The 25,185-nt window shown below is 36.8% G+C and carries 22 protein-coding genes; 5 read left to right on the top strand and 17 right to left on the bottom strand.

Annotated features, from left to right (window positions below; genetic code table 11):
- Nucleotides 1–4: 4 nt before the first annotated feature.
- Together NZD88_RS17235 and NZD88_RS17230 are read right to left on the bottom strand one after the other, a co-directional pair.
- On the bottom strand, nucleotides 5–640 hold the full coding sequence (locus NZD88_RS17235; RefSeq protein WP_259830775.1) for an ABC transporter ATP-binding protein: 636 nt from the start codon (nucleotides 638–640) through the stop codon (nucleotides 5–7).
- Entirely contained in the window at nucleotides 627–1,538 is a 912-nt protein-coding gene (locus tag NZD88_RS17230; protein WP_259830774.1) for a hypothetical protein, read from the bottom strand. The genes NZD88_RS17235 and NZD88_RS17230 overlap by 14 nt, the downstream gene beginning before the upstream one ends.
- Before the next feature lie 154 nt (nucleotides 1,539–1,692).
- On the opposite strand from NZD88_RS17230, the gene NZD88_RS17225 reads away from it, so the two are divergent.
- The 5 genes from NZD88_RS17225 (at nucleotide 1,693) to NZD88_RS17205 (ending at nucleotide 7,778) form a co-directional block, all read left to right on the top strand.
- Complete coding sequence (locus NZD88_RS17225; RefSeq protein ID WP_259830773.1) at nucleotides 1,693–2,523, top strand: sigma-70 family RNA polymerase sigma factor; 831 nt, start codon at nucleotides 1,693–1,695, stop codon at nucleotides 2,521–2,523.
- Between the two features lie 223 nt (nucleotides 2,524–2,746).
- Entirely contained in the window at nucleotides 2,747–3,331 is a 585-nt protein-coding gene (locus NZD88_RS17220; RefSeq protein WP_259830772.1) for an FMN-dependent NADH-azoreductase, read from the top strand.
- 2 nt (nucleotides 3,332–3,333) lie between these two features.
- Nucleotides 3,334–3,690, top strand: a complete 357-nt coding sequence (locus NZD88_RS17215; RefSeq protein ID WP_259830771.1) for a nuclear transport factor 2 family protein — start codon at nucleotides 3,334–3,336, stop codon at nucleotides 3,688–3,690.
- Nucleotides 3,691–3,931: 241 nt separating this feature from the next.
- Nucleotides 3,932–6,742, top strand: coding sequence for a TonB-dependent receptor (locus NZD88_RS17210; RefSeq protein ID WP_259830770.1), 2,811 nt, complete (start codon nucleotides 3,932–3,934; stop codon nucleotides 6,740–6,742).
- A gap of 4 nt (nucleotides 6,743–6,746) precedes the next feature.
- On the top strand, nucleotides 6,747–7,778 hold the full coding sequence (locus NZD88_RS17205) for a phytase (protein WP_259830769.1): 1,032 nt from the start codon (nucleotides 6,747–6,749) through the stop codon (nucleotides 7,776–7,778).
- 88 nt (nucleotides 7,779–7,866) lie between these two features.
- Here the strand turns inward: NZD88_RS17205 and NZD88_RS17200 are convergent, their stop codons facing one another.
- The 15 genes from NZD88_RS17200 to NZD88_RS17130 all read right to left on the bottom strand — a co-directional run bounded on the left by NZD88_RS17200 (nucleotide 7,867) and on the right by NZD88_RS17130 (nucleotide 25,077).
- The gene (locus NZD88_RS17200; protein WP_259830767.1) at nucleotides 7,867–8,292 is read right to left on the bottom strand and encodes a hypothetical protein; all 426 of its coding nucleotides are present in this window, start codon (nucleotides 8,290–8,292) and stop codon (nucleotides 7,867–7,869) included.
- A complete protein-coding gene (locus tag NZD88_RS17195; protein WP_259830765.1) occupies nucleotides 8,289–8,576 on the bottom strand; it encodes an ankyrin repeat domain-containing protein in 288 nt (95 codons plus the stop codon). Before NZD88_RS17195 ends, NZD88_RS17200 begins: the two co-directional genes overlap by 4 nt.
- A gap of 130 nt (nucleotides 8,577–8,706) precedes the next feature.
- Nucleotides 8,707–9,123 (bottom strand): hypothetical protein, encoded by a 417-nt coding sequence (locus tag NZD88_RS17190; RefSeq protein ID WP_259830763.1) that lies wholly within the window; start codon nucleotides 9,121–9,123, stop codon nucleotides 8,707–8,709.
- Nucleotides 9,124–9,176: 53 nt separating this feature from the next.
- The gene (locus tag NZD88_RS17185; RefSeq protein ID WP_259830761.1) at nucleotides 9,177–9,626 is read right to left on the bottom strand and encodes a hypothetical protein; all 450 of its coding nucleotides are present in this window, start codon (nucleotides 9,624–9,626) and stop codon (nucleotides 9,177–9,179) included.
- Complete coding sequence (locus NZD88_RS17180; RefSeq protein WP_259830954.1) at nucleotides 9,626–10,651, bottom strand: RHS repeat domain-containing protein; 1,026 nt, start codon at nucleotides 10,649–10,651, stop codon at nucleotides 9,626–9,628. Before NZD88_RS17180 ends, NZD88_RS17185 begins: the two co-directional genes overlap by 1 nt.
- A gap of 94 nt (nucleotides 10,652–10,745) precedes the next feature.
- On the bottom strand, nucleotides 10,746–11,093 hold the full coding sequence (locus NZD88_RS17175; RefSeq protein ID WP_259830759.1) for a hypothetical protein: 348 nt from the start codon (nucleotides 11,091–11,093) through the stop codon (nucleotides 10,746–10,748).
- Entirely contained in the window at nucleotides 11,093–12,118 is a 1,026-nt protein-coding gene (locus NZD88_RS17170) for an RHS repeat-associated core domain-containing protein (protein ID WP_259830758.1), read from the bottom strand. Before NZD88_RS17170 ends, NZD88_RS17175 begins: the two co-directional genes overlap by 1 nt.
- A gap of 160 nt (nucleotides 12,119–12,278) precedes the next feature.
- Entirely contained in the window at nucleotides 12,279–12,578 is a 300-nt protein-coding gene (locus NZD88_RS17165; protein ID WP_259830757.1) for a hypothetical protein, read from the bottom strand.
- Between the two features lie 12 nt (nucleotides 12,579–12,590).
- Nucleotides 12,591–16,250 (bottom strand): DUF6443 domain-containing protein, encoded by a 3,660-nt coding sequence (locus NZD88_RS17160; protein ID WP_259830756.1) that lies wholly within the window; start codon nucleotides 16,248–16,250, stop codon nucleotides 12,591–12,593.
- Between the two features lie 7 nt (nucleotides 16,251–16,257).
- Nucleotides 16,258–19,674 carry a hypothetical protein gene (locus NZD88_RS17155; protein ID WP_259830755.1) on the bottom strand — a complete coding sequence of 1,139 codons (3,417 nt, stop codon included), beginning with the start codon at nucleotides 19,672–19,674 and terminating at the stop codon, nucleotides 16,258–16,260.
- Nucleotides 19,675–19,684: 10 nt separating this feature from the next.
- A complete protein-coding gene (locus tag NZD88_RS17150; protein WP_259830754.1) occupies nucleotides 19,685–21,229 on the bottom strand; it encodes a T9SS type A sorting domain-containing protein in 1,545 nt (514 codons plus the stop codon).
- A 331-nt stretch (nucleotides 21,230–21,560) separates the two neighbouring features.
- Nucleotides 21,561–22,052 carry a sterol desaturase family protein gene (locus NZD88_RS17145; RefSeq protein ID WP_259830753.1) on the bottom strand — a complete coding sequence of 164 codons (492 nt, stop codon included), beginning with the start codon at nucleotides 22,050–22,052 and terminating at the stop codon, nucleotides 21,561–21,563.
- A gap of 609 nt (nucleotides 22,053–22,661) precedes the next feature.
- The gene (locus NZD88_RS17140; RefSeq protein ID WP_259830752.1) at nucleotides 22,662–22,934 is read right to left on the bottom strand and encodes a hypothetical protein; all 273 of its coding nucleotides are present in this window, start codon (nucleotides 22,932–22,934) and stop codon (nucleotides 22,662–22,664) included.
- A 34-nt stretch (nucleotides 22,935–22,968) separates the two neighbouring features.
- Nucleotides 22,969–24,321, bottom strand: a complete 1,353-nt coding sequence (locus tag NZD88_RS17135; protein WP_259830750.1) for a S41 family peptidase — start codon at nucleotides 24,319–24,321, stop codon at nucleotides 22,969–22,971.
- A gap of 15 nt (nucleotides 24,322–24,336) precedes the next feature.
- On the bottom strand, nucleotides 24,337–25,077 hold the full coding sequence (locus NZD88_RS17130) for a hypothetical protein (protein ID WP_259830748.1): 741 nt from the start codon (nucleotides 25,075–25,077) through the stop codon (nucleotides 24,337–24,339).
- Nucleotides 25,078–25,185: the final 108 nt, after the last annotated feature.

The raw sequence follows: 25,185 nt of genomic DNA, 5'->3' as shown, positions 1-25,185 counted from the left end.
AATTTTAAAATTTCAAAGTGTTCAATCCACTGAACTCATCCTTTTCGTATATTTTTTCAATCCTGCCATCCTTCAGCACCGCTATTGTATCACAGGTATGAAAAAGTGTTTCAATAATGTGAGAACTGATGATCACTACTTTATTCTCTGACTTAAGTTGCTTGATAATATCGTAGAGAATATGAACGCCTTCAAAATCTACTCCATTAAAAGGTTCATCAAGGATATTAACCGGCTTGTCCAGCATCAGCATCCCAATCAGTGCCAGTTTTTTCTTCATTCCGCTGGAATAATATTGTACATATTTTTTCAGTGGAAGGTTGAATTTTTCAGTGAATTCTTTACTGTCAATTTCCTTTTGACCAGAAAAATAAGATAAATATTCTTCTCCCGTGATGTAGGGATAAAAGTAATTTTCAGTTTCGAGATAAGAAACAGAACTCCGCTTCAAGGGCTTACCCTGCCAGCTGATATTTCCTGAAAATGGAGTATTTTGATATAAAGAATCAAACAAAGTCGTCTTTCCGGCTCCGTTCTTTCCAAGGATTCCGACGATACTACCCTCTTCCAGAGAAAGCTCCACACCATGTAAAACTTTTTGGTTTTTGAACTCAACCTGTAAATTTTTAATCTCCAACATAGGTTCTTATATTTTGTTCCGCATTTTTTATATTATTCCTGAGTACCAGCAAAGCCGGAATTATCGTCATGCTGTAGAAAATGTATTCCAGATACACGCTGATATTGTAATAGCCTTTCTTTTCTTTATAATGGTAGAGTTTATATTTTCTGGTAATGATCAATAGAAAATACAGATTCATGAATAGAAAATAATACAGCAGATAAAGGCTGTCATAAGGATTTATAATCAGAAAAAGAGTGTAAACAGGCAGCAGCAGGGCATTAAAAAACAAAGAATTCTTCCTGATTTTTTCTTTTAAGCTTAACTTTTTAAAGTACATTTCAAACATTTCTTTGCTTTCGTAAGGCTCATAGATATCAGAAATAAAGTCTATCAGAAAAATCCCTGCTACAATCAGAGATCCCGGATGATAGGATGACAACAGCATCATGACGTATCCCATCATTGAGAACCATGTATTTTTTCTCAGGAAAGTTTTCCATTCAAACAAATCATCTGGTATAAAATTCCATTTCAGGGCCGGATCAAGCTTGGTTTTCGGGAAGAAAAAAGCAAAGGCTGCGATTAGAATATATAAAGCCAGACCTGTTTCTTCCAGCTTATAATGAATATTTCCCAAAAGAAAAACGGTATAAATCAATGCAGATTCCAGTACAATAACTGCTCTCCAGCTTTTTTCAAATACCTTCTTCAAAAAAGGAATATCTTTTCTGCTGCAGTGAAATACAAGTGCCGCCATGAAAAAAAGTCCCGGATAATAATGCTCTGAAGGTAGTTTTACAGCAATAAGGGTCCCAAATACAAGCAGAAAAGGGATACTCACCTTCATATCGAGGTTAAATATTCTGAATATCTGGTACAATCTGAATTTTAAATGGTTGAGTAGCTTTTTCAATGGATTAATATGTGCTCTGTAAATTTGAAAGTATAAAAATGCCGAAAAAAAATTAAATATCCCGACTGCAAGGGCTTATTTTCATTAAAAAACTCACATTTTTGAAATAAACTGTCACGTTTTATTCATTAAGTTTGTCTTCAAAAGAAATATCATGCAGGAAAATTACAACAAACTGCTTACTTACGCCTACAATATTACCGGATCTTATGAAGATGCACAAGACCTGGTGCAGGATGTCATAGAAAAATATATTTCTTTGGATAAATCTGAGATCAGAAATGAAGCTAATTTCCTGATCAAAAGTACAATCAATCATGCCATCAACTTCAAAAACAGGCACAGCAAAAAAATAGTCTACGGCGAATGGCTTCCGGAGCCTCTTTCCTTCGACCATGCAGAAAATAAACTGATCAAGGAACAAACCGCCTGCTACACACTCCTTGTCCTTTTGGAAAAACTGAATGCGAAAGAAAGAGCCATTTATATTTTAAAAGAAGCATTTGATTATTCCCACCAGGAAATCGCTGAAACGCTTGATATTTCTGTCGATAATTCTCGCCAGATCCTGAGTCGTGCCAGAAAACAGCTGCAACATGTAAAATACGCTCCAGACACTGCCAATTCTGCTGATACTGATATACTCCATAGATATCAGACGGCATTGAGTGAAGGAAATATCTTCAAAATAGAAGAACTTCTGATAGATGATATCAGGCTTTCTGCAGATGGTGGACAACGCATCCGCGTCATCAAAGCTGTGGAAACCGGAAAAATGGCTACAGCATCGCTTCTTGCTTATGTACAGCAGCAGTTTCTTGCAGGAAAGCGTTTTACTTTCCAAACTTTCAACCACCAGCCTGCTTTGTGTTTCTGGCAGGGAGAACGGGTTTATAACTGCCATATTTTAGATATTGATAACCGTGGACTGATTCGTGAGATCTATTCTATTGTGGATCCGGAAAAATTGAAAAGAGTGTATTAAGGCTTAGAAGAGGCAAGCCTGAGGATAGAAGTTAACTTTCCCTTCTTAATTACTGAAAGTTTTAGAAATTAAATTTTAAAATCTTACGATGTAAAGAATTTAAAGTGATTAAAATAGAGATTCATTTGCATCACTTGCCTTAAGGTACTTCCCTCCTTTCAAACACTTTTTTTCACTTTTGTCACATTTCCGAATACCTGTGTGTCTTTAAAGAAAAAGCAATATGAACACACTACTCCGAATCGACAGCAGTCTAAGACTTGAAGATTCTCATTCACGCCGGATAGGCGATTATTTTGTGAAACAGTGGAATATCAAGCATCCTGATGGAGCAGTTATCCAAAGGGATACAACCAGACAGCCCACTCCACACCTTACCCAACAGACCTTTGATGCATTTTTGGACGAAAACCTTTTTTCTGAAGATCTCCTCCTGTCTGACCAACTGATTGGAGAGCTTTATCAAAGCAGTGAGATCCTCATCACATGCCCTATGTATAACTATGGGATCTCTTCGTCCTTGAAGGCTTATTTTGACCTTGTGATCAGAACAAAGAAAACATTTGTGTCTGAAAACGGAATTAAAGGACTTCTTTCAGATAAGAAAGCTCATATTATTTCTGTTATGGGTGGCATTCATTCTATACCGGGTGGGATGAATCCCCTTGAGACTCATTTAACCAGTATTTTAAATCTTATGGGAATTCGTGATATCACTTATTTTCCATTGGAAGGAACTGCTATTCCGGGTCAGCTTTCAGAGAAAACGGAATTAGTAGAAACATTGATTATTAAACATTTAAATTAATTATGGAAAAGATCAGAGAGGCGATAGAAAAATTCATTAAAGGCGGAGATACCAGGGACACTCTTCTTTTAGAACAGGTTCTTCATCCAAATTACCAAAATATCCAGGATGGTTTTTTTGAGCAACCGGGAATTTTCGTTATTTCTAAGGAAGAATACATAAGATTAATTGGTGATAAAGTATTTGGAGGCAAACCGAGGACTATTATTTATCATGCCCTGGAACAGAAAAACAATATCGCCTATGCCCAGGTTTCCCTGGAAAGTTCGGTACTAAAGTTCTCTTCGCTCATTACTTGTGTTCAGGAAAACGGAAAATGGCTCATCATTAGCAATGTTCCTGTGATAGCACAGAAGTAAAAAGAAAAAAACTGATTAATAGGCCCGCCTATTTCATCGGGCCTATTTAAAATAATAACCATTTCACTGTCTTTCAATTTCATACTTTGGACTGCAAAAAAAATACTTTCACCTCTTTAATTAAATTACCTATTATGCTAGACCAAACTGTTCATAAATCCTTAAAACAATCGTAATCTTAATTTCAGTTCATTTCCCAAACAGACGTTTAATTTTGTTCCGATTTATATAAACTAATAAAGTGAAGAAAATTTTTACGTCCGTTTTATTCTGTGCTTCTCTATTTTTCTATGCACAGACCGGTACCCTTTCCGGAAATATTAATGATGATTCTAAACTGTCTCTTCCGGGTGCAAAGATTTCTCTGGCTCCGGGAAATATTTATACCACCTCAGATGACCACGGTAATTTCGTTTTTCTGAACGTTCCTCCGGGAAATTACACCATGAAAGTCGATTATCTGGGTTATGGAACCAGTGAATACAACGTCACTGTTGAGGCTGAAAAGAATACGAGACAGAACATCCTTTTTACCAGAAAGGAAACAGCGATTGCAGAAGTGGTTGTAAGCGGATCTACATTAAAAAACCAGGCAAGAGCGCTCAACAAACAAAAAAGTAACGCCAATATTACAAATGTGATCTCCTCCGACCAGATCGGACGTTTTCCTGATGCCAATATCGGGGATGCATTGAAACGCGTTCCCGGAATCACGATACAAAACGACCAGGGTGAAGCAAGGAATCTGATCATCAGAGGTTTGGCACCCAACCTGAATTCTGTAACATTAAACGGTGACAGAATTCCGTCTGCTGAAGGGGATAACCGTAATGTTCAGATGGATCTTATTCCATCGGATATGATTTCCACCATCGAAGTGAATAAAACCCTGACTCCTGATATGGATGCCGATGCTATCGGGGGTTCTGTCAATCTGATCACGAGGGCCTCTCCTAACGGGCAGAGAATTTCAGCAACATTAGCCGGAGGGTATAATCCGATTCGTGAAAAGGGAAATTACACCGCGGGATTTGTCTACGGAAACCGTTTTTTAAATAAGAAATTAGGGGCTGTTTTCAGTTTTTCTTATAACAACAACCATTTTGGCTCAGACAATATTGAGCCGACATGGAGTCTTGCCGAGGATGCCGCTCAAACGGCCTATATCAGTAAAATGGGTGTTCGCTATTATGATGAACACCGGATCAGGCACAGTTTTGATCTGAATATGGATTATGAATTTAATTCTAAAAACAAGATCTATGCTTCAGCGATGTACAATTTCAGAACAGATAAGGAAAACCGGTTTGCTTTGGGGTATAAAGTAAAACCGGTTTATAATGATGATGAAACTGAGATCACAGGCTGGAAAGGAAGTATTACAAGACAGAATAAAGGCGGAGATGCGGATAATGACAACACGCGTCTTGAAAGACAGAAAGTACAGAATTATGCTTTACGGGGAGAACATCTTCTGGGGTCGAAGATCGATCTTGACTGGTCGATGAACTATGCAACGGCAAGTGAAAAAAAACCTCATGAGCGCTATATAGAGTTTGAAAACGGAAAGATGAATTTCTCTTCAGACCTGAGTGATCCCGAAAGACCGATAATCACTCCCCTTTCGGCCGATAATTTAGGGGTTTATAAGCTGAGTGACCTTTCAGATTCGAATAGTTTTACGCAGGAAAAAGAATTTGGGGCAAAGGTAAATGTACGTTTTCCATTTTCCGTGATTGAAAACCAAAAGGGACGACTCCGTACAGGTATCCGTGTCCGCTTAAAGGAAAAGGAGCGAAACAATGATTATTATGCTTTTGATCCTTTACATGATATGGGAAGTTTATTATCTGTTCCGACCGTTCATTTCGACGGGCAAAATTTCCAGCCTGGGAATTATGTTCCGGGAACTTTCGTCAATCCTTCTTATATGGGTGGCTTGGATCTTTTTAATCCTAATGTATTCAAAGGGGAATCTAAACCTGAAGAATTCCTTTCCAGTAATTATACCGCAAAAGAAAATATTTATGCAGGATACATCAGATGGGACCAGGACTTCAGTGACAAGCTATCAATGATTGTAGGAGCCCGTTTTGAAACAACAAAAATTGATTATACGGGAAATTATGTGTTGGATGAAGAGGATCTTGCAGGGAAGATCAACCGTACCAATACGTACACCAACGTACTTCCTAATCTATCGTTTAAATATGTTCCGGTTCAGGATCTTGTGCTCCGTATGGCTTTTACAACGGCTTTGGCACGTCCGAATTATTATTCACTGGTTCCTTATCTTAACGTTATCTCGGCAGATGAAACCATCGCGGCAGGAAATCCTGATTTAAAGGCAACGTATGCTTATAATTTCGATTTTATGGCGGAGAAGTATTTTAAGTCTGTGGGTATTCTTTCAGGAGGTATTTTTTATAAGAACCTGAAAGATTTTATTTATACGTATTCGAGAAGAAATTATACCTCCGATGATTTCGCAAATGATTTTGCGGGACAGTCCAATCCTATTCCTGCGGGAGCAGATAACTGGAGATTTAATCAGCAGCGTAATGGGGACAATGTAGATATTTACGGTTTTGAGGTTGCTCTTCAACGTCAGCTTGATTTTATTCCGGGAGCATTCTGGAAAGGTCTTGGCGTGTATGTTAATTATACCTACACAAAGTCAAAAGCAAAAGGGATCACCAATGAAGATGGTGTGGAAAGAACGGATGTAGGACTTCCGGGAGCTGCTCCACACATGTTCAACGGATCGCTTTCCTGGGAAAACAAACGTTTTTCAGCAAGGGTTTCTATGAATTATGCTTCTCATTATATTGATGAATTGGGTGGAAAATCATTTGAAGACCGTTATTATGACAAACAGGTTTTCCTTGATGCCAACGCTTCGTACAAGATCACAAGCCAGCTGAGAGTTTTTGCGGAAGCCAATAATCTGACCAATCAGCCGTTACGTTATTACCAGGGAATCCAGAGCAGAACGGCCCAGGTTGAATATTACAGACCGAGGTTCACTTTAGGAGTGAAATTTGATTTTTAAACGCATGAAAAAGATACCATTTATACTGGCTGTTTCGGTTTTACCTTTTGTGGGAAGCTGCAGCACACAACATTTAGGAAAAAAGATAATCCCTTCTGTCATTACCGAAACTGTAGGGCATGACACCGATGATCCTGCCATATGGATCAATCCGGCAGATGCTTCAAAAAGCATTGTTATCGGGACCGATAAAGATACTGACGGTGGCCTTTACGCTTTTGATCTGAACGGAAAAATCATCCATAAAGTTCCGGGATTAAAACGCCCGAACAATGTAGATCTTGAATACGGCTTTATGCTAAACGGAAAAAAAACAGATATCGCTGCCGTTACGGAAAGGGAAACGAATACCGTAAAGTTTTACAGTCTGCCCGATCTGAAGGAAGTGGGTGAATTTACCGTGTTTGATGGTGAAACGGAACGTGACCCAATGGGAATTTCGATGTATAAAAATCCATCAACCGGAGAAATCTATGCTGTTGTGGGAAGAAAATCCGGTCCGGCCGAGGGCTATCTGTGGCAGTATCAACTGTCTGAAAAAAATGGAAAAATAACGGGTGAAGTGGTCCGTAAATTTGGAAAATACAGTGGTCTGAAAGAAATCGAAAGCATTGCTGTAGATGATGAAATAGGCTATATTTATTACTCTGACGAACAGTTTGGAGTGCACCAGTATTATGCAGATCCGGCTAAAGGAAATGAGGAGCTTCTTGTTTTCGGGAAGGGTGATTTTAAGTCTGATGTGGAAGGAATCTCTATATATCCTACTTCACCCCAAACAGGATACATTCTGGTTTCCAATCAGCAAAAAGATACTTTCAATGTGTATCTGAGAGAAGATCCTGCCAAAGGAAAAATTGCAGAGATCCCGGTTTCCACCAGCGAGAGCGATGGTTCAGAGGTGACGAATGTGAATTTAGGACCCAAGTTTCCAAAGGGTGTATTCGTAGCCATGAGCAATGGAAGGGTTTTTCATTTTTATGACTGGAGGGTTCTTGAGGAGAGGATTAAAGGGGCTGGACAAGCTGGGAGGTGATGGATCATTTTAAATACATACTAAAACCACTGCAGTTGCAGTGGTTTTAGTATTTCACTTCTAAAATTGTAACTTCAAAAGCAAGCTTCTAAATATTAATATTATTTTTTAATGCTAGTTCTTGTATTTTATAAACTGTTGCTTCTTCGTTAATGAATCCTTCTTTTATATCAGTTAATAACTCTTCCAATGTTACTTTATAAAGATTAGCTTTATTATTGGATAAAAAACTAATTATTTCATTTAAAGCATTATCATCATCTTCCAATTCGTGATAGGATAGATATTTAATTTGTGAAGCATACTCATTGTTACTATTTTTTTGCAACAATATATCGGCTATATGAATTGCCGAGTTATATTTTTTAACTTCATATAGAGAATATGAGAGTAACAATAATTTGTAACGCTCATCTTTTGGAGACAAATCAATTAAATTATTTAAAATATTGATGGCTAATTCATATTGTTCATTATCCATCAAGTCTTTGGCTTTTTGTAATTCTGTAATCATAATTTATGAATATATTCTATAATAATCATTAGCTGGGTACTGTAGTGTAAAGGAGTTTTACCATCTCTATCTAATTTATTAATGTCAATATTACAATATAAAAGATAATTGAATATTTCTGGAGCATCTTGTGTAACAGCCTCATGTAAAAGATTCTGTCCAAATTCGTTAATAAAAATATTTACATTACTTTCATTTACAATTTTTTTAAAGTCTTCTAAATCGCTAAATTCGATCATCTCAAAAACCTCACTAATATTATTTTTTTCATAAAAATATTTCATAAAACACCCCAAAAATTTTTGTTCAAATTTTAGGGTGTAATTCAATTTTTTTAATACTCTAATTTACGTATTGAAACCATTATTCCATGAAATAGAATAATGGTTTCAAATACTCTATATTCAATTTTATTTAATAATATGTTCGTGGTGCATTTGATAACACTAGACTAACACTATCGTTCTTTTTACTAATATAGAGGTATTTATAATTCAAAATATCTTTCTTTTTCAAAAGGATTTTCTGATTTCTTATGTTAGCTGTTAATTTTTCACAACTTAATTTTTGTAAATAATAATCGGCTAAATTGATAGTATTATCTGTTGTTATACTTTTATTAAATATTTCTTTAGAGTCACATTGGAGAGAAACTTTTTCATTATCAAAATAGCTTTCAAAAAAGATGTTGATAAAATTTCCCTTTATATCTATCTTTTTTTGTAGTTCTGTCAAAGCAGGTTTTGTATCTTCTTTGCTTAAAATATAATTATGTCTTTGTTGACATTGACAAAAAAATGATACGATTAAAAACAAAATGATTTTTTTCATAATTAGTCTTGGGCGAGGGAGACTTTGTGCAGCGCGGGTATGGGCTTTTCTTATTACTTATCCCAACCAATATGGTTTTCTAAAACCCCAGGATTATATATTTTATTAAGTCCGTTAGGTTTATAAAACATCAAAGTTATGATAAGATCCTTTTTCAAATTATCAGGATCATTTTCTTTAACTATAATATACTGAACATATTTCATTTTAACACTTGGAATAAAAATATCTGTAGTATCTTTTATTTTAATGTTTTTTAACAAATCTTTTTTAGAGTTGATTTCATTATAATGTTTGTTCAAAAAAAATAATTCTGAGGCGGTTACTCCAGGATAATTTTCAGAATCATAAATTAGACTATTATACGATTGTAAATTATTGTCTTGTACAGATTTCCAGTATTTAAAAACTGTTTCTTTTATTTGTTCTTTATCTTTCTGATCTTGCGATACACAATTTATGCAGAACAAAAATAAAACTAAATATAGTGTTGTTAGCTTCATTACGGTAAAACTTTTTTGTTAGCGTTTAATTGTTCATTAAGAGGCTGAATAGGAATGTTATTGGTTTTCATAATCTGTGTTCCATTGGATATAATTAAAGAATTTGGTATTAATCCCGCTGCAGGATTAGGCAAAGTTCCATCAAAAACATAATTTACCACATCATTTCTTGTTTGCGATGTCATGTCTATACCGCTTCCGTCAACGTATTTAATTGCTTTTCCCATTTGTGTAGCTTGAAAATCGACTGCTTTAACGTCATTTGTTGCATTCACATAATTCCCATTACTTTTTATAGCATCAGGAATATTAGAAGCTAAATCCATTAAGCCGACCAACTCTTGCGCTCCTCCTGCAGCAGTATTGAGCTTATCATAATTCTTGATCATTTTGTTGGTCATTTCCAAACCTCTTTTTGTAGTGGTAAACTTTTGGCTATCCATACTTTCCGGCGTTTCCTGTACGTTTTCCATTGTTGCACCATTCGGTGTAGGTCCGCTGTACTTATGCGAGTTCAGCCTTAAACCTGATGAACCATCCGATATTCTTGCACCACCGGGATTATATCCTTTTGTAGATAATCCAATATCAGCAGCGGTGAAGGTTGCTCGTCCGTTACTTACTTGCGATCCCGGAGCTCGTACAACTCTCATTGCGTTACCATGAATTGCAAAAAATCCGGTATGATTTCTCAGTAATTCCAAACCTTCCAATTCAACACCCATTCCCAATTTATTTTCCTGGAATGCATAGGTAGAATTGTAAGTGTATTTCTCAGCAAGCGGATCAATATTAAAGAACCTTCCTACATCGGGCATATAATTTCTCCACTTAAACGAGTAAAAACCAGTCTCCTGTAACTCTTGTCCTTGGTACTTGTAATTTTTATAAGAACCTGCCCCGAAAAATGCGTTTCCAGATTTTAAATGATTCATTCCGAAAGGATAATAATCATTGTTATCAACTAATTCAAGAACTCCTGCGCTGTTTCTGGCAAAACTTAACCTTGTATTTCCAAATAGTATTTTGAATTATAACCCACCACAATGCGGTGGGTTTATGTTATTATTTGCCACACGATGCAATCGTGCAGGAGCGAGGGTTTTAATCAATTTAAAACTATTGAGTTTCTAAACCAAATTTATCTTCATAATTAAATCTTTCAATTTTATTAGAATTTTTTATCACTAATTCTAAAGAGCCTTTTGGTTTTATTATTGAATCTCCAATAGAAACCTTGTCCCACCAATCTCTGTAAATCACGATACTGTCTTTATTATCATAAACCAAGAATGGTATATTGTGATTCTCATAATTAATATACTTTTTGCTAATTATTGATTTTATTTCCTTTTCTCTCATCTCATCTAAAAAACCGCCTCCGTTTTTTGAAGAAAAAATAAGATTGTATAAAAATACTATTGCAATGATAATCAGCATTATTAATAAACTCTTATTTCTATTCATTATTTATCTTTAAAAAATTTAGTTTGTGTTCTTGACAATGAAGCTCCAAATGCAGGTTTTGACAGACCGTATGAAAACCCAAAAGTAGAATATCCTCCTGGATATTTTCCCCATTCTTTACTATCTAACATATTTATACCATCGGGTTTTTGAGTTATAGAAGCCCCCCCCCAAGAAACACCACCTCCGAATCCAGAAGTAAAACTATTTCCAAAACCTTTAAAGTCACTAACTTTAAATAAAGTATCTGGATCTGTAGATTTTATTGTATTAAAATCTGCTGAAAAACCACTACTATTTGACAATGACCATCCATAAGAATAATAAAATTTCCCTCCAAAAGTACCCGTGTAAGAATCTGCTACATAACCAACGCTTCCCGTAACCCCAACAGGACCTACTAATTTTTGATTATATGAAACCTGAGCAGCCAAACCACTCACACTTGTTGCGGATGAAGTAATTTTTTCCCCATTAATGGTTCTGATGGAATTACCGCTTTCAACATGAGCAAGAGTAACACTATTATTACCTGTCTTAGCTGTAGCAGAACCGTTGGCATGCAAATAATACATTCTGTCCTGTCCATTATTGGATTCTCCAAATTGATACTTTTTACCTAAATGTTCATAACCTGCAATTTTTTTATTGGTATCTTTCCACTCATAATTACCTGTCTTCCTATTACGATACCAATCTGTTGCTTCCCGCCCATCAGGATCTACAAATTTCACAGGATTATTAAACGCATAATTGTAAGGACTATGTCTTGTCATCTTCTCCGCTAATGGATCTACGACACCCCATCGTCCAATATCCGGCATATAAAACCTCGCTCCGTAATCATACATCCCCATCTCTTGCAACTCTTTCCCGTTGTACTTATAATTTTTATAAGAACCTGCCCCGAAGAATGCGTTTCCAGATTTTAAATGATTCATTCCGAAAGGATAATAATCATTGTTATCAACTAATTCAAGAACTCCTGTGCTGTTTCTGGCAAAACTTAACCTTGTATTTCCCAAATGGTCTTTTGAATTGTAAACCACCGCAATTGCAGTGGTTTATTTTTTATCAGCTCAAAGTTACAAACTTTGCGCAGCGGGGTTCTTAAAACAAACTAAGCTGCAAAGCATTTTATAAAACAACAAAGCCACTCGTTTGAGTGGCTTTGTTGTTAGAAAACTATCCAATAGTTTCCTGAACATAATCATCAGATTTATAAAAGTCTCTTAGCTTTTGACCACAAAATGGACAATGATTTATAACCATTTTTTTAATACTAAAATCAGTAATCAGTCCATTATAACCATCAGTAACAAAGTAAGCCTTATCAAAAATATCTTCTATTTTTTTATTATATAATTCAGCTTCTTTTTCAAGAAATTTTTCATTATATTTTACTATTCTGAAGTTTAATCCCATTGTTTTTTCACCATCATAGCGAAATTCAAATTTTTCACAGCAAAATTTTTTATTACTCATAATTTTAAATTTTTATGGATTATAAGGAGTTGCTTTTCCATTGATTGTTTTTACTAAATCTTTTCCTTTAAATAAGTATTCTGTCGAAATAGTAGTAGAACCTGTATTTATTCCTGTTTTAAATTCAAGTTCTCCTGTTTTTTCCAACATATACAATCCTGAATTACTTAAATCATATTGCATCACTTGTTGACCATTTTTCACATAGCTTTGTGCTACTTCGACATTATCTGTAAGGTAAATTTCACTTTTAATCGCCTCTTTACCTGATAAACCTCTATATAAAGTTTTTGAAGGGTCAAATTCACTAGTAGAAGTTAACATTTTGCCATAGTTTACACCTTCAGAAGCTCCTGCGGCAGCTTTAGCTGCCGTTCCCCCTGCTTTTGATGCCATATTTCTCACAAGACTTCCTACTCCTTCCGTTGCTACAGCCATTCCTCCTTCTATCACCGCTGTTCCAAGTGCTTTTCCTGCAATCTTACCTGCAACTGTTGCATCTCCTTTTTTTACACTTGCTCCAGCAATTGCTGGGAATGCGGCTACTGATGCCATCAGATTAGTAGATTTTGAAATACCTGATTTTAAAGCTCCACCTGGATTACTTGCTAAAGATTTGGCTGATTCTATAGGATGAGTTATCACTTGTTTAACGCCTTGATAAGTTCCTGCTGCAACACTTTTTGCACCTTGATACATTCCAGAATAATAAGTTTTAGCAAGATTCCATATTCCACAACATCCTTGTGCTTCTCTACCGTCGGGATCAACAAACATAATTGGATTATCATAGGCATATGTATAAGGATTCCATCTTCTGGAAGTTTCAGCAAGGGGATCCACCACTCCCCATCTACCAATATCGGCCATATACATCCTGGCTCCATAATCATACATACCTGTCTCCTGCAGCTCTTTTCCATTATACTTATAATTTTTATAAGAACCTGCCCCGAAGAATGCGTTTCCAGATTTTAAATGATTCATTCCGAAAGGATAATAATCATTGTTATCAACTAATTCAAGAACGCTTGCGCTGTTTCTGGTGAAACTTAACCTTGTATTTCCTAAATGGTCTTCATACTGATAAATATACTGATTTTTTATATAATCATAAAATCCTTCAGCGGTAGGAAAAAATTGCAGATCAAGTGTTGCCGCTGATAAAACTGAGAAATCATCTACCCCCCTCGAAAAAGCCTGCGGTTCCATCGCTCTGGATAAGGATTCTAATGATTCTGAGCCACCACCTCCCGTACCAGTAGAGGTAGATTTAAAATACTGAAAACCATCTAAATAATCCGTTACCTGGGTTGTAATATCGGTTCCTGCAATACCTATCGAGCTTTTAACATTCTCTTTTCTGAGCTTTACTCCATCTGCCCTATATTTTGTATTAATCTGTGCTGTTATCTGGTCAAATCCAATGTTCACCACATTAGGAAGGCTTAAATAGTTGTAGCTGATCCCTGTAATCTGCTTATCCATCATGCTCTTCATGTTTCCATTGGCATCGTAATCTATAGGAAAGCCTGCAGTGCCTTCGTAGCCTGTGCTGTTCTGACTGTTATCTTTGATTTTTATAGCTTGGTTGCCATTGTAAGTATAAGCAAGGTTATCGATAACAGTTGCAATACCGCTTCCGTAATCCATTACGGAGGTCCTGTAAAGATTAGTGATATTTCCGTTTAGATCATATGCTAATGATTCCGTATTTTCCTTACTGTACGGATTGTTAGGGTTCTGGTAATATCCAGCTGTTAATCTGTTCAAATTATCATACGCATAACCATATCTTTTGGGTGTAGAAGATGGATTAACGCCCAATGTTTCCACTGCTCTCCAATCTACTTCGGCTATATTGCCGTTGTATTTGGGCTTTACATCTTTTCCTGAGAATAGGACCTGATCATCGGGATTGGTGATTCCGTCTTTCTGGTTATACTTAATCTTATAGGAGAACAGCTTTCCTCCAAGATCAGAAAGGCTCATCTGGTTTTTATTAATATCAGTCATCCAACCTCTGATATTGTAAGCATAATCTATACTCTGAAGGTTATTTCCTACTTTTTTATTGGTAAGCTGTGAGAGTTCGTTATAGCTGTTTTCAGCCAGAAGTTGCTCTGGCTTGTCATCTACCTGATGGTAATGTTCCTTCAGCCTGTTCTGATGGTCATAGACAAAACGTTCTTTAACGGTTACTCCAAATTCACCAGGTTTTCTCAGATGATAGGTATCCATTTTTTGGGGAATCCCTGCAAAATCCAGCTTGGATTCTGTTTTGGTATAGCCACCTAAATAATTGATGGAATAGGTTCCTACTGCACGACCTTTGGTATCGTAATAGGTGTAGTTTTTGGTCCAGTTATCGTCTTCAATATTCTTGACCAGGCTCATAACGGGTAATCCTTTGGTGCTTTTACCATCAGTTGATGGGGTTTCAGTCAAAATGGATTCTCCCTGAATGGTGGATGGAAAAGAGGGATTAAAACTGTAACCTGGAAGGGTATCATAATAATTTACACTTAGAATTTTGTCATACAAAAATCCAAACGGATAGACAGCATTGCTGTAATAAAGGGCCATTGCACTATTAGTAAATCCGGACGCATTGCGTTCTTCATGAATCGGAGTTCCTGTATTAGCATAATAATCTAACGATTCCTGCACCTGTCTTCTGACATATTGTGAACCTATAGCTGCTATTCCGGTATACAAAACTCTTGAAAATTGATCATACTTTGTGAATAGCCATTTACCAGAAGGCCGCATATTGGCATCCTGACTCATTACCAAACGATCAGCTTTGTCATACACCATATATTCCCAGCCTTTACCGGGAAGTTTCTTTTCTACCAAACGGTTTCTGCCGTCGTAACGATACTGGTAGTACAAATTTTCTACTGTCGTAGGTTCAACAGTAGGAGCTGATGCTAAGGGAGGAATAACAAATGACAGCTGATCATATTCATTATAAATATAATACGTATCTGCATTCTCTGTAGCACTTAATACTTTTCGAACAAGCAAAAGTTGTCCCTTACCATTTTTAAACTCTATGGTTTTGTTGCCGTCTTCATCACTGACGGTGTTTTTGTACAATTGTGAAGGCTCAAAATACTGAGGAAGCTCTACCAATGTTTCTGTTCTTCCATCAATCCATGTGGTAGTGGTTTTATATTTTCTTACGTAATCTTCACCAATATTTGTCGCGTAATCAAATTTTACAGGTTTTCCGGCCCAGTCATTTCCTACCTGGATCTGCTGCTGGATTCTGTCCAATGGAGAGTTTTCTAGTACTTTTTCTGCGTAGATCTTTTCCTGTCCGTAAATATCGGGCTGGGTAGCATTAGCCAGTGAAGAAGGTACAATACTTCCGTTCAGCGTTCCAGATTGTGGAACGGGTAAGTAATCTTTTGCCTGTCTTCCGAATGCATCATATTCTATATGGGTAACGACATCTCTTCCCAGAGGGGATGCTTTCACATTGACTACCTGTTTGGGTCTTCCTAAGCCATCAAAATATTGGACGATTTCGGAAGTTTTTGTAGGTTGGGTACCGTTGTAATCAAGATAAGTCTTGGAATACACATAGTTTTCTCCCTGGGTAAGTTGGGCGTATGCTGAATGAGTGAACAGCAACAGCCCAATTGGAATGATTATTTTTTTCATGTCTGTGTTAGTTTTTGTAATTGTATTTGTATTCTTTCAATATTTTACCACTCTGATTGTTTTCTCTAATTTCTTTCAGCCTATTGGCAGCATCATAAATATAGACCTCTCTGATGCCGGATGGTGGAGTGATACTTCTTACTCCAATTAATGGATCATAGGTATAGGTGGTAATCTTATAACCAGCCAACTCTATATTATTCCGGAATTGATCCAGCTTAGTAATCAGTGTTGTTTCCGTATTTTCAGACTGAAGATTATACAAAGCTGGATCTGCATCCTTATCAGAAGCCGAAATAAGGTCAACCATACCCGGAAGTTCAATCACCCCTCTGTACTCAGCTCCCTCTATTTTTATAATAGGCAGAGTTTTGTTATAACCCCATATGATCGTTACCGGAACCCCATTTTTAACCGTATACTGCATGAGGTTACCTTTCTGATCATACCAATCGTAAGTAATATCTTTTGACAGAATATTATTTTGAAGATCATAAGAGACTCCGGAAACTGGTACCAGAAGGTTTCCTATGTCTGTTGTTGGAGGGTTATTCTGATCTGGATATACGATTCCGGATCTGGAAACCATTTTTCCTGCGTCTAAACTATTCTTTTTTGAAACAACTTTAGTTTCCAGAGGAATTCCAATCATATTCGCTTCTATCAACTTCTGGTTGTTTTTCTCATGAGCATATTGATAAGTAGTTTCAAGAATGCTTTTATCCGGTGACTCTGCAGACTGCTTAGTGAGCTGGTTATGGGCCGGCATTCCACTGTAATTGTAATCCACAGTGGTCACAAGTTTTTTGTACGAAGTCTCAAGGCTATCAAGGGATAGCTGGTTATTCAAATAATCGGTATAGGTGGGATAAATATGTAATGGGACCCCATCTATATATTCGGTGGTGATCTGTTTTTCCAGTTTAGTATCTATTGTATAGTTTTTGTAAGTTGCTATATAAAAATTGGCGATCCGCTGTACATTATTATTGGAACCACAGGTGGCGGGTACATTATCATCAAATACTTTTGAAACAAAAAGATTAGGGTTGATACCAAGGATATTATACCTATTTTGATAACTGATTTGTTTGGTTTTAAAGATCTCCCCGTTTCTTTTGCCAAAATATTTGACACCCTCAAGTCCACCACTGAAAGACATTCTGTTTCCTTTAGAAGGAAAATAAACCTTGGTTAATAATAAAGCAAAGAAATTCGGCATCCCTGCAGTAGTCTCAAAATATCCATGACCGGCAGAAGGAGATCCCGTACCACCACCTCCAGCAGATGCAGGTCGAATTCTTGCTAAATTATCTTCAGAGTCTTTACGAAATGTTTTCTGATACCCTCCGTTTTCAAAATTATCACCTCCTACACTGCAGCTAACAGTTTTGTATCGGGTCTGTCGGCGGCTGTTATAAAGCTCACTGGTATTATTGGAACTATAGAGCGCATAGGTAACTGCAAATGACCCGGAAAGTAAATCATCAGTATGAAATTCACTAAACGTAGCAGCCTGAACATCAGGTGTAATAGAAGCATCCATATCACGAAGATCTTCCTCTTTTAATTTATACAGATCAGCCCCACGGTAATAGAATCTTTTGTAGTCAGCAGGCTGACCGTTTTCCGAAGTCGTAGAGCTTTTAAGACGCAATCCAAGCCAGTCTATAGTTTCTCTATACGTCTGGCTAAACTTTACATCGGCAGCAAGCCCTGTCGTTGAGAATGTAACCAGATATCTTTTATTCATTTCAAGAGGTACCATATAATTAATTGAATCCATAGGGGCATAACCATATACTTTTCCGCCAGTATAAATCAAAGCCCCGGTATCCATATCTTCAACCTTAAAGTTAGCCTGCTTCATATGATACTGACTTTGAGGTCCTGAATAAGTGGTTAATACAAAATCTATGGTCTGATTCATCGGTAGGCCTTCAATAACTGCGGTCGTTTCAAACTCGTCGGGAAGTACCTTTTTTTTGGTTCGTAAAGCTTTAGTCTTTGGCATTTCATATTCAAAAGTTGTTTTTCCACCTGTAGGATAAATGACTTCTGTTAAAGTTCCTCTCGATGCAAATCCAAATTCGGGTGTACGATCTCCAAAACTGGATAAAATGTTCGGATATAAAGAAAATTCTGCTGGAGTAGGTGTCCCATAGAATTTGGCAATTAAAGACCCACCACCTTTACCATTATAGTACCCAAACATATCCTGAGAATAGGCCAGTCTGTTGGGTAATAACTCAAAATTATCATACCTGAACTGGTATTTCTTATCAAAAACAGTTTTGTTGTAAAAATTTACAGCACTAAGGTAAAATCTCTGAATACGATTGCGGTCTTCAAAAAGATAATCCAATGAAGCTTTTTTCAATACACTACCACCTGAACTGTATTCAACCTGCGAGAGATAAGTATCAAAATCAGAATTGGCTTTCTGGGTATAAATGAAGTTAATCATATCTCTATTCGTATTGCTGCTGATCTGCTGCAGCCTCTTTTTATTCCGTGTATAATGAGTCTGGATACTGGTTTTTAATTCCGGGTCAAGGTTTGGCATAATCCCCGAATTTAAACCTGCTGAGTAAAGATATCTGTAATGGATTTCAGCAATGTCTTTTTTCACCAAGGTTGTGTTGCTGTAAGTGAAAAATATTTTTTCACTATTCTGATGACGGATCTCCTTAAGAAAATATGACGATACAGCATAATCTCCCGGAGGATTGTCCGGCATTGCTTTAGAAGCTGTGGTCTCCTGATATTCGTCCCCATTGCCAAAAATATAGACTGCTCCTTCTTTTGTTGTAATTTCAAAACCAATAAACTGTTTATTATTGGTACTGCCAGAAAGAAGAATATTCTTTATTCTTACATCTGAATCGTTCTTTAAAAAGACAGGAAGAAAGTTTTCATCCAGATAAAAAGAACCAGAGACAGCTCCAAATCTAAAATCGAAAATATCTCTTTCTGTATCAATTTGAGAAGGAGAATAACATGCAGTGAGTATATCGTTATCCGCAGCACAATCTGAAATTGTGGTCTGCTTGATCTGGTCTTCGGTTTTATTTAGCCTCATTGTGGCTTTTTCGTCAATACGCCCGTTCACAGTTCTTGTAACTACTCCACCTGCATCCAACACCCATGTCATTCCTGTATCATTGGGCAGATCATCTACTTTTACCCCAGCCCCGCTATACAATAGATTGATGTCTGTGGAAAGTTTTCCCGCAGTAAAATTAAACAAGGGAACATTCACATTAACTGATCCTGTATGCTCATTCTCAGAAACTTCACTACCAGCTTTTACAAAGTTGAAAGATTGCGGACTTGGCGGAATGAATCCTGCTTCCTGAGAATAAAGCAGTCCAGATTGTAAAAATATTAAAAAGAAAAGTAGAGTTAATTTTATTTTTTTCATGATTTGTATTTTATTTTTTTATCAATTTTGCATTCGCCGTTTTATTCGTATCCGTCTTTATCGTCACCAGATAAGCTCCCTGAATCAGATTCTGAGTATTAATCTTCGTCACTTTATTCTTCGTTTTCAAGCTCTGAAGCTGCCTTCCGCCCATATCGTACAGGACAATATCAGCCTCTTTAAAGTCAAAGCCTATTTCCACATAAGCATAATCTGATACCGGGTTAGGATAGATTTTGATGTCTTGTTTTTCGATCAGCTGATCAAGTTGCTTATCTCCCAGCTTTACAATCTTCCAGTTTTCTTTTCCTAATTCTTCTGCACTGGTGCCTGCCAGAATGATTGAACCATCTCTGTTCAGCTTTATATCAGATAATCTTTCTTCTCTCTTTCTAGATTCTCCTTTTATGTGTTTCCTCCATTGCTCATTTCCGTCTTGGTTTAGGTATAACATCCAAAAAGTTTCATCATCATTTTCTATACGACCTTCTGCCTGAGTATAACCTCCTAAAAGGATTCCTTTTGAAGATTTGTCATCTGCTGAGTGAAGCACACTCATTCCCATCAAAATATCACGATTTTTGAAATTATAAGACTTTTGCCAGATCTCTTCTCCTCTTTCATTAAGCGAGATTAACCACAAATCGGTTCCTTCTTCAATACCAACGGTTTTATTTCCTGATCTTTCTGAACGGCTTTCGCCACCGATGATATAGCCTGTTGAAGTTAAAGCCAGTGTTCTCAAATGATCATCTGCTTTCCCTCCGAAGTTCTTTTCCCATTCTACTTTTCCATCTTTTGAAAGTTTAATAATATAGTAGTCGCCTTCACCAAAGTTTTCAGTTTTCTTTGATCCTCCCATGTTGCTTCTCGAATAGATTCCTAACAAGGCACCTCCATCTTTCGTTGGAATCATCTTTTCCACCTCATCTAAACCTTTCCCTCCTAAAATCGATTGAGACAGTTCTTTTCCGTTCTTATCGAGTTTTATAACCAGAACATCTTTTGAACCGTAACCTTTGGGTGAGTTTTGGACATTTCCAGCAACAACAAATCCCTGATCGGTAGTCTGGACAACTGCCCGGGCTTCTTCATCAGATGCTAATCCTAGTGTTTTCTGCCAAAGTTCATCCCCGAATTCATTCAATCTTATCAACCAAATATCGGATCCGCCTTTGGAATCATCTTTTTTATCCAATCCTTTACCTGAATATGAAGTTCCTGCTATAAGAAAGCCCCCTTCCTGAGTGGAAACCGAAGCTGATAGATAATCATGATTTTGGCCTGAAAAGTACTTTTCCCAGACCTCCTGACCCTGTTGGTTTAATTTGACTAAATGGAAATCGTAGCCATTATTTTGTTTACTTTCTTTTGTTTGAAGTTTATTACTCTGAATTGAGCTTCCCGAAATAAGATATTGCTGATCAATAGTGGTCGTCACCTGGCTTAAGAAATCCTGAGTAGAGGATTTGATATCTTTCTGCCACAGTACTTCCTGGGCAGACAGCCCTAGGATAGTGCATAAAGTACATGCACCAGCGTAGAATTTCTTCATCTATTTGTGTATTTTAAGTTAATATTAGTTTTTGTAAAATTTTGAAGTAAATTTAACATTTTTTAACACACCCACAAGTCCCTAATATAAGATTTAATGTAAATTTCCATATGATAATATATTTTTAATCTAATCTGTGCAATGGAATCACAAAATTAGTCGGTAATGCGACAAAACTTGACGTATATAAAAATATCAATGAATATAATCAGACTTTAGTGTACTTTGTGAACTAACAAAACGGGTGCAGAATAGAAAGTATAAAGAATTGATCAGCTACAAATCTTTCATGAGTAAAGTTGATGAGATATAACAGAAAACATTTCTATTTTCATGATCGATACGACCCGAACAGCCTGTCCCAGATAGAGGTATAAAAACCAAAGTTTTTACTTTCATCCAAGTGGTGCTTATTGTGAAACTTGGTCGTTCCTACGAAAAACTGATCAAATGACGCCGGAAAAAATTCCCTATTCAGATGTCCTATCGTTCCCCAGATAAGATTGATCAATAGATAAAGGCTTATTGAGATTATAGAAAAATCATAGCCCATTAATAAAGCTAAAATCATTAATCCAAAACCAATGGTTTCAAAAGGATGCAATACAAAAAGGCTTAGAAAATTGGTGCTCACATGCTCATGATGCCTGCCGTGCAACACTTTATATACAAAAGGTAAATGCGCAGCATAATGGAAAAAATACATCAGGAGATCCATCAGAAGAATTAAAGCAACAGTTTCAAACAAAATTGAGAGGACAGAAGGATTTTGATCTAAAATGATCCAGTGATTTTTCCATAGAAATACACCTAACAACATCATTATACTATTGCATAAGACAGTGAGAAAGCAGAGGTAGACATCGGATTGGGAAACGGGATGATTTTGTTTCTGCAACAACTCCTTACGGCATGTTTTTTCAATCAACTGATACAGACCTATTGAAAATAAACACAAAAAAATATTCGATAAAAGGCTGAATACGATCCACCGCGGCCAGGAGAACTGCCAGAATATCTTTACATAATCAGAAAAACTAAACCAATCAGGATCCATACACTCGTTATCTGTCCACTTAACTTGATAAATGTATGGATTTCATCCCAAAAAATCAAACCTTTACAGATTCTGATGATAGTGAATCCTTTTAAACCATTACGAACTGATAAGGTTTTAAGAGTATGAAGAAATCTTTGATTTTCTAAAAACTTAGGTGAACTTTTTATACATCAAACTTTCAACTTATAAATAACTAAAGTGCTTTGTGGTTAAAACATTCCCACAGATTTTTCAGATAACACAGATTTCAGTGTTGTGAATATAAAAATCTCTGATTTTTTTAAACTTAGGTGAGCTTCTTACTCTCAAAGCATTCAACTTAAAAACAACTAAAGTGTTAAAACTTTTGCACCTTTTGTAGTTAAATTAAAATCACTTCTGCCTAGTTTTTCGCCTTAATTCACGAACCCGTAAAGTGAGTTGCTTACGCAGATCATTATGATACTGTCTGTAATTTTTGATACTCCTTTCCAATTGCTTTTTATTGGCCAGATAATCTTCATATAACTTGCTTAATTCTGAAATTCTCGAAATCATATCAGAAGGCTGGATATCGGGATCCACGGCTGTTTTTTTCAGCAGACCGCGGTAATACTCCATCCGGTCCGTAAGGCTGCTGTGAAATTTAGGTTCTATTCCCTGCATGGCTGTTGGTTTATGTAGTAAAGCTTAAAAGACATCATTTTCCTATGGCTGCAGAAGGCGTATCGCTTTGAAATAAAATCTTAACACTCTGATCTAAGGCATTTTTACCTGCTGATTTTGAATAAATACTGTTCAAAGCAGACGAAATTAAGGCTTCTTCTGAATCTCCCAACGGAAGTAAAGGTAATGTTCCATATTCACTGGCTGCAACCTCTGGAACAATTCCATTGCTGTAGGCTCCTTCCCCATTCGCGTTGAAAACTTTATAGATAACAGGATGCAGCTGCCATGAGATCTTTTTAGGCTTTCTTTTATCTTCGACCATAAATCCTGCCATATCTTTCCCCAACGTCACATCTCCTACCTGAACCACCTGTAGATAAGGCTTAAGGTTATTGATCACAATCTCCGACGCAGATGCCGTACTGTTCGAGGTGAGAATGTATACTTTATTCAAACCTAAAGAATGGGCACGAAGGGTATTGAAATCAAGGGCATGATTATCGTAAGTGATCTGCTGGGCAAAGGTTCTTTTTACTTCTCCTCCGTTTTTGTTTCCTTTATAGACAATGAATGGTGAGGAGGACGTAATTCCCGGCGGAATTAATAAACAAAGTGCTGCAGCTGAAGATACTGAACCACCGTAATTGTAACGGAGATCCAAAATCAGTTCCTGTACTCCGGCAGCTTTGAATTCAGCAAATTTCTGGCTCAGGGCTGGTGTCATTCCATCCGGAAAATCGTAAATGTAGAGATACCCGGTCTTTTTACCGTTTTTTTCAAATATTTTAGACTCTAACGGCTGTTCAAAGGAGTATCCATAATAGACTTTGACGTTCTTTTCATCAGCAACTGCTCCATTTTTCCAGTTTCCTACCGTAAGATCTATCACAGTCTGATCTTTAATCGATGAGGTTAATGCTTCTGCGTTGGATGCAGTAATCGCTTTACCGTTGATCTTGGTGATCATCATCCCTCTCTGCAGCCCAGAATTGAATGCCGGAGAATTTTTCATAACCAGTTTAACGGTGGTCACTACATTTCCATTAGGTAGCTGTATGACGGCGTAATCAAAACCATACATATTCCGGACAGAACGCGGATAGGAAGAAGGATCCTGAGTATCCACTGCAAATGAAAAACGGTCCTGAGAGGATAGCAGACTTTTAAAAAAGTCTTTCACCGGAAGATGGTAATCCGGTTTGGCGGGCATCTGTTCTGCCCAGTAATAATACCGTTTCATACTGTCCTGTACCCAAAGATTCACAGATTCTGTACTTCCTTCCGGGAAACGGGGACCACCCTCATCATCATTATTATTGCATGAGAAGATCAATAGGGAAACTGCAACAAGCAGTATGAGCTGAAAACAAATATATTTCTTCATAGAGACAGACTGGTTTTACAGGTAATCTGCTACATCGATCTCTCCTTTGACCGTAAGGATGCCATTTTCCATTTTTTCCTGAATAACGATCAGATTGGCTCCCATATCCTGTTTTATTTTTACTTTAATGATTTCAGATCCGGTATAGGGAGTGGAGGTTCCAGGTTTATACAATTCCAGATAAACAGGAGCCGTATTGCTGAAATAGTTATATATTTTTACCTCTGTAAAGCTCTTCTTTCCAATGTTGTCGAATTCTGCCAGTACTACTCCATTCTCTCTTTTCAGAATTCCTTTCACATTCGTCAATGGGGTATTGGAATATTCCCCAAGATTCGGGAAAATAAATTCAAATCCTACTTTCCCCAGATTCACTTGCGGTTTTACGGCAGAAGCCTGAAGAAAAATGCCCGGAAGATTGAAGAAATTCAGGGTTCTATAGTCATTGATATTATCGTAGGTAATGTTATAATGGGCTACCTCAGTACCCGTTTCATTGTTGTAGATTCCCAATCGGTCTGTTTCGCCTTCATCCAGGACGAAATCAAGTTTGGTTTCTATTTTATTGGTGTAGGAAGTGCTTCCGTTGATGGATACCGGAACCCCGTTCAGCCTCAGCTGTAATACATCCGGTTTTGAATATCCTTTGATATTAACTTCAGCAGGTTTCTGCGATTTATCAAACGGCTGCATAACGCTGCTGTCCGCACAGGAAACCAATAGAGTAAAAAATAAAAGTGCAATGAACTTATTCATTTATATTGTTTTAAATTATAAAATCTAACTTAGAAATATTGTCCCGCCCTTGGTCAACGGGACAATAGAATAATTATAAAAAAACTAAGTTGGATATGTTGATAATCA

Source organism: Chryseobacterium pyrolae (assembly GCF_025153485.1).
Taxonomy (GTDB): Bacteria; Bacteroidota; Bacteroidia; order Flavobacteriales; family Weeksellaceae; genus Chryseobacterium; species Chryseobacterium antibioticum.
This window is presented reverse-complemented; position numbering and strand designations above follow the sequence as displayed.

Excerpts from the sequence above, each read along its gene's own strand:
- NZD88_RS17145 (WP_259830753.1), bottom strand. The coding sequence starts at position 22,052 with ATGATGTTGTTAGGTGTATTTCTATGGAAAAATCACTGGATCATTTTA.
- NZD88_RS17195 (WP_259830765.1), bottom strand. The coding sequence starts at position 8,576 with ATGAAATATTTTTATGAAAAAAATAATATTAGTGAGGTTTTTGAGATG.
- NZD88_RS17215 (WP_259830771.1), top strand. The coding sequence starts at position 3,334 with ATGGAAAAGATCAGAGAGGCGATAGAAAAATTCATTAAAGGCGGAGAT.
- NZD88_RS17150 (WP_259830754.1), bottom strand. The coding sequence starts at position 21,229 with ATGAAGAAATTCTACGCTGGTGCATGTACTTTATGCACTATCCTAGGG.
- NZD88_RS17155 (WP_259830755.1), bottom strand. The coding sequence starts at position 19,674 with ATGAAAAAAATAAAATTAACTCTACTTTTCTTTTTAATATTTTTACAA.
- NZD88_RS17235 (WP_259830775.1), bottom strand. The coding sequence starts at position 640 with ATGTTGGAGATTAAAAATTTACAGGTTGAGTTCAAAAACCAAAAAGTT.
- NZD88_RS17130 (WP_259830748.1), bottom strand. The coding sequence starts at position 25,077 with ATGAATAAGTTCATTGCACTTTTATTTTTTACTCTATTGGTTTCCTGT.
- NZD88_RS17160 (WP_259830756.1), bottom strand. The coding sequence starts at position 16,250 with ATGAAAAAAATAATCATTCCAATTGGGCTGTTGCTGTTCACTCATTCA.
- NZD88_RS17165 (WP_259830757.1), bottom strand. The coding sequence starts at position 12,578 with ATGAGTAATAAAAAATTTTGCTGTGAAAAATTTGAATTTCGCTATGAT.
- NZD88_RS17190 (WP_259830763.1), bottom strand. The coding sequence starts at position 9,123 with ATGAAAAAAATCATTTTGTTTTTAATCGTATCATTTTTTTGTCAATGT.
- NZD88_RS17205 (WP_259830769.1), top strand. The coding sequence starts at position 6,747 with ATGAAAAAGATACCATTTATACTGGCTGTTTCGGTTTTACCTTTTGTG.
- NZD88_RS17135 (WP_259830750.1), bottom strand. The coding sequence starts at position 24,321 with ATGAAGAAATATATTTGTTTTCAGCTCATACTGCTTGTTGCAGTTTCC.
- NZD88_RS17175 (WP_259830759.1), bottom strand. The coding sequence starts at position 11,093 with ATGAATAGAAATAAGAGTTTATTAATAATGCTGATTATCATTGCAATA.
- NZD88_RS17200 (WP_259830767.1), bottom strand. The coding sequence starts at position 8,292 with ATGATTACAGAATTACAAAAAGCCAAAGACTTGATGGATAATGAACAA.
- NZD88_RS17220 (WP_259830772.1), top strand. The coding sequence starts at position 2,747 with ATGAACACACTACTCCGAATCGACAGCAGTCTAAGACTTGAAGATTCT.
- NZD88_RS17185 (WP_259830761.1), bottom strand. The coding sequence starts at position 9,626 with ATGAAGCTAACAACACTATATTTAGTTTTATTTTTGTTCTGCATAAAT.
- NZD88_RS17225 (WP_259830773.1), top strand. The coding sequence starts at position 1,693 with ATGCAGGAAAATTACAACAAACTGCTTACTTACGCCTACAATATTACC.
- NZD88_RS17140 (WP_259830752.1), bottom strand. The coding sequence starts at position 22,934 with ATGCAGGGAATAGAACCTAAATTTCACAGCAGCCTTACGGACCGGATG.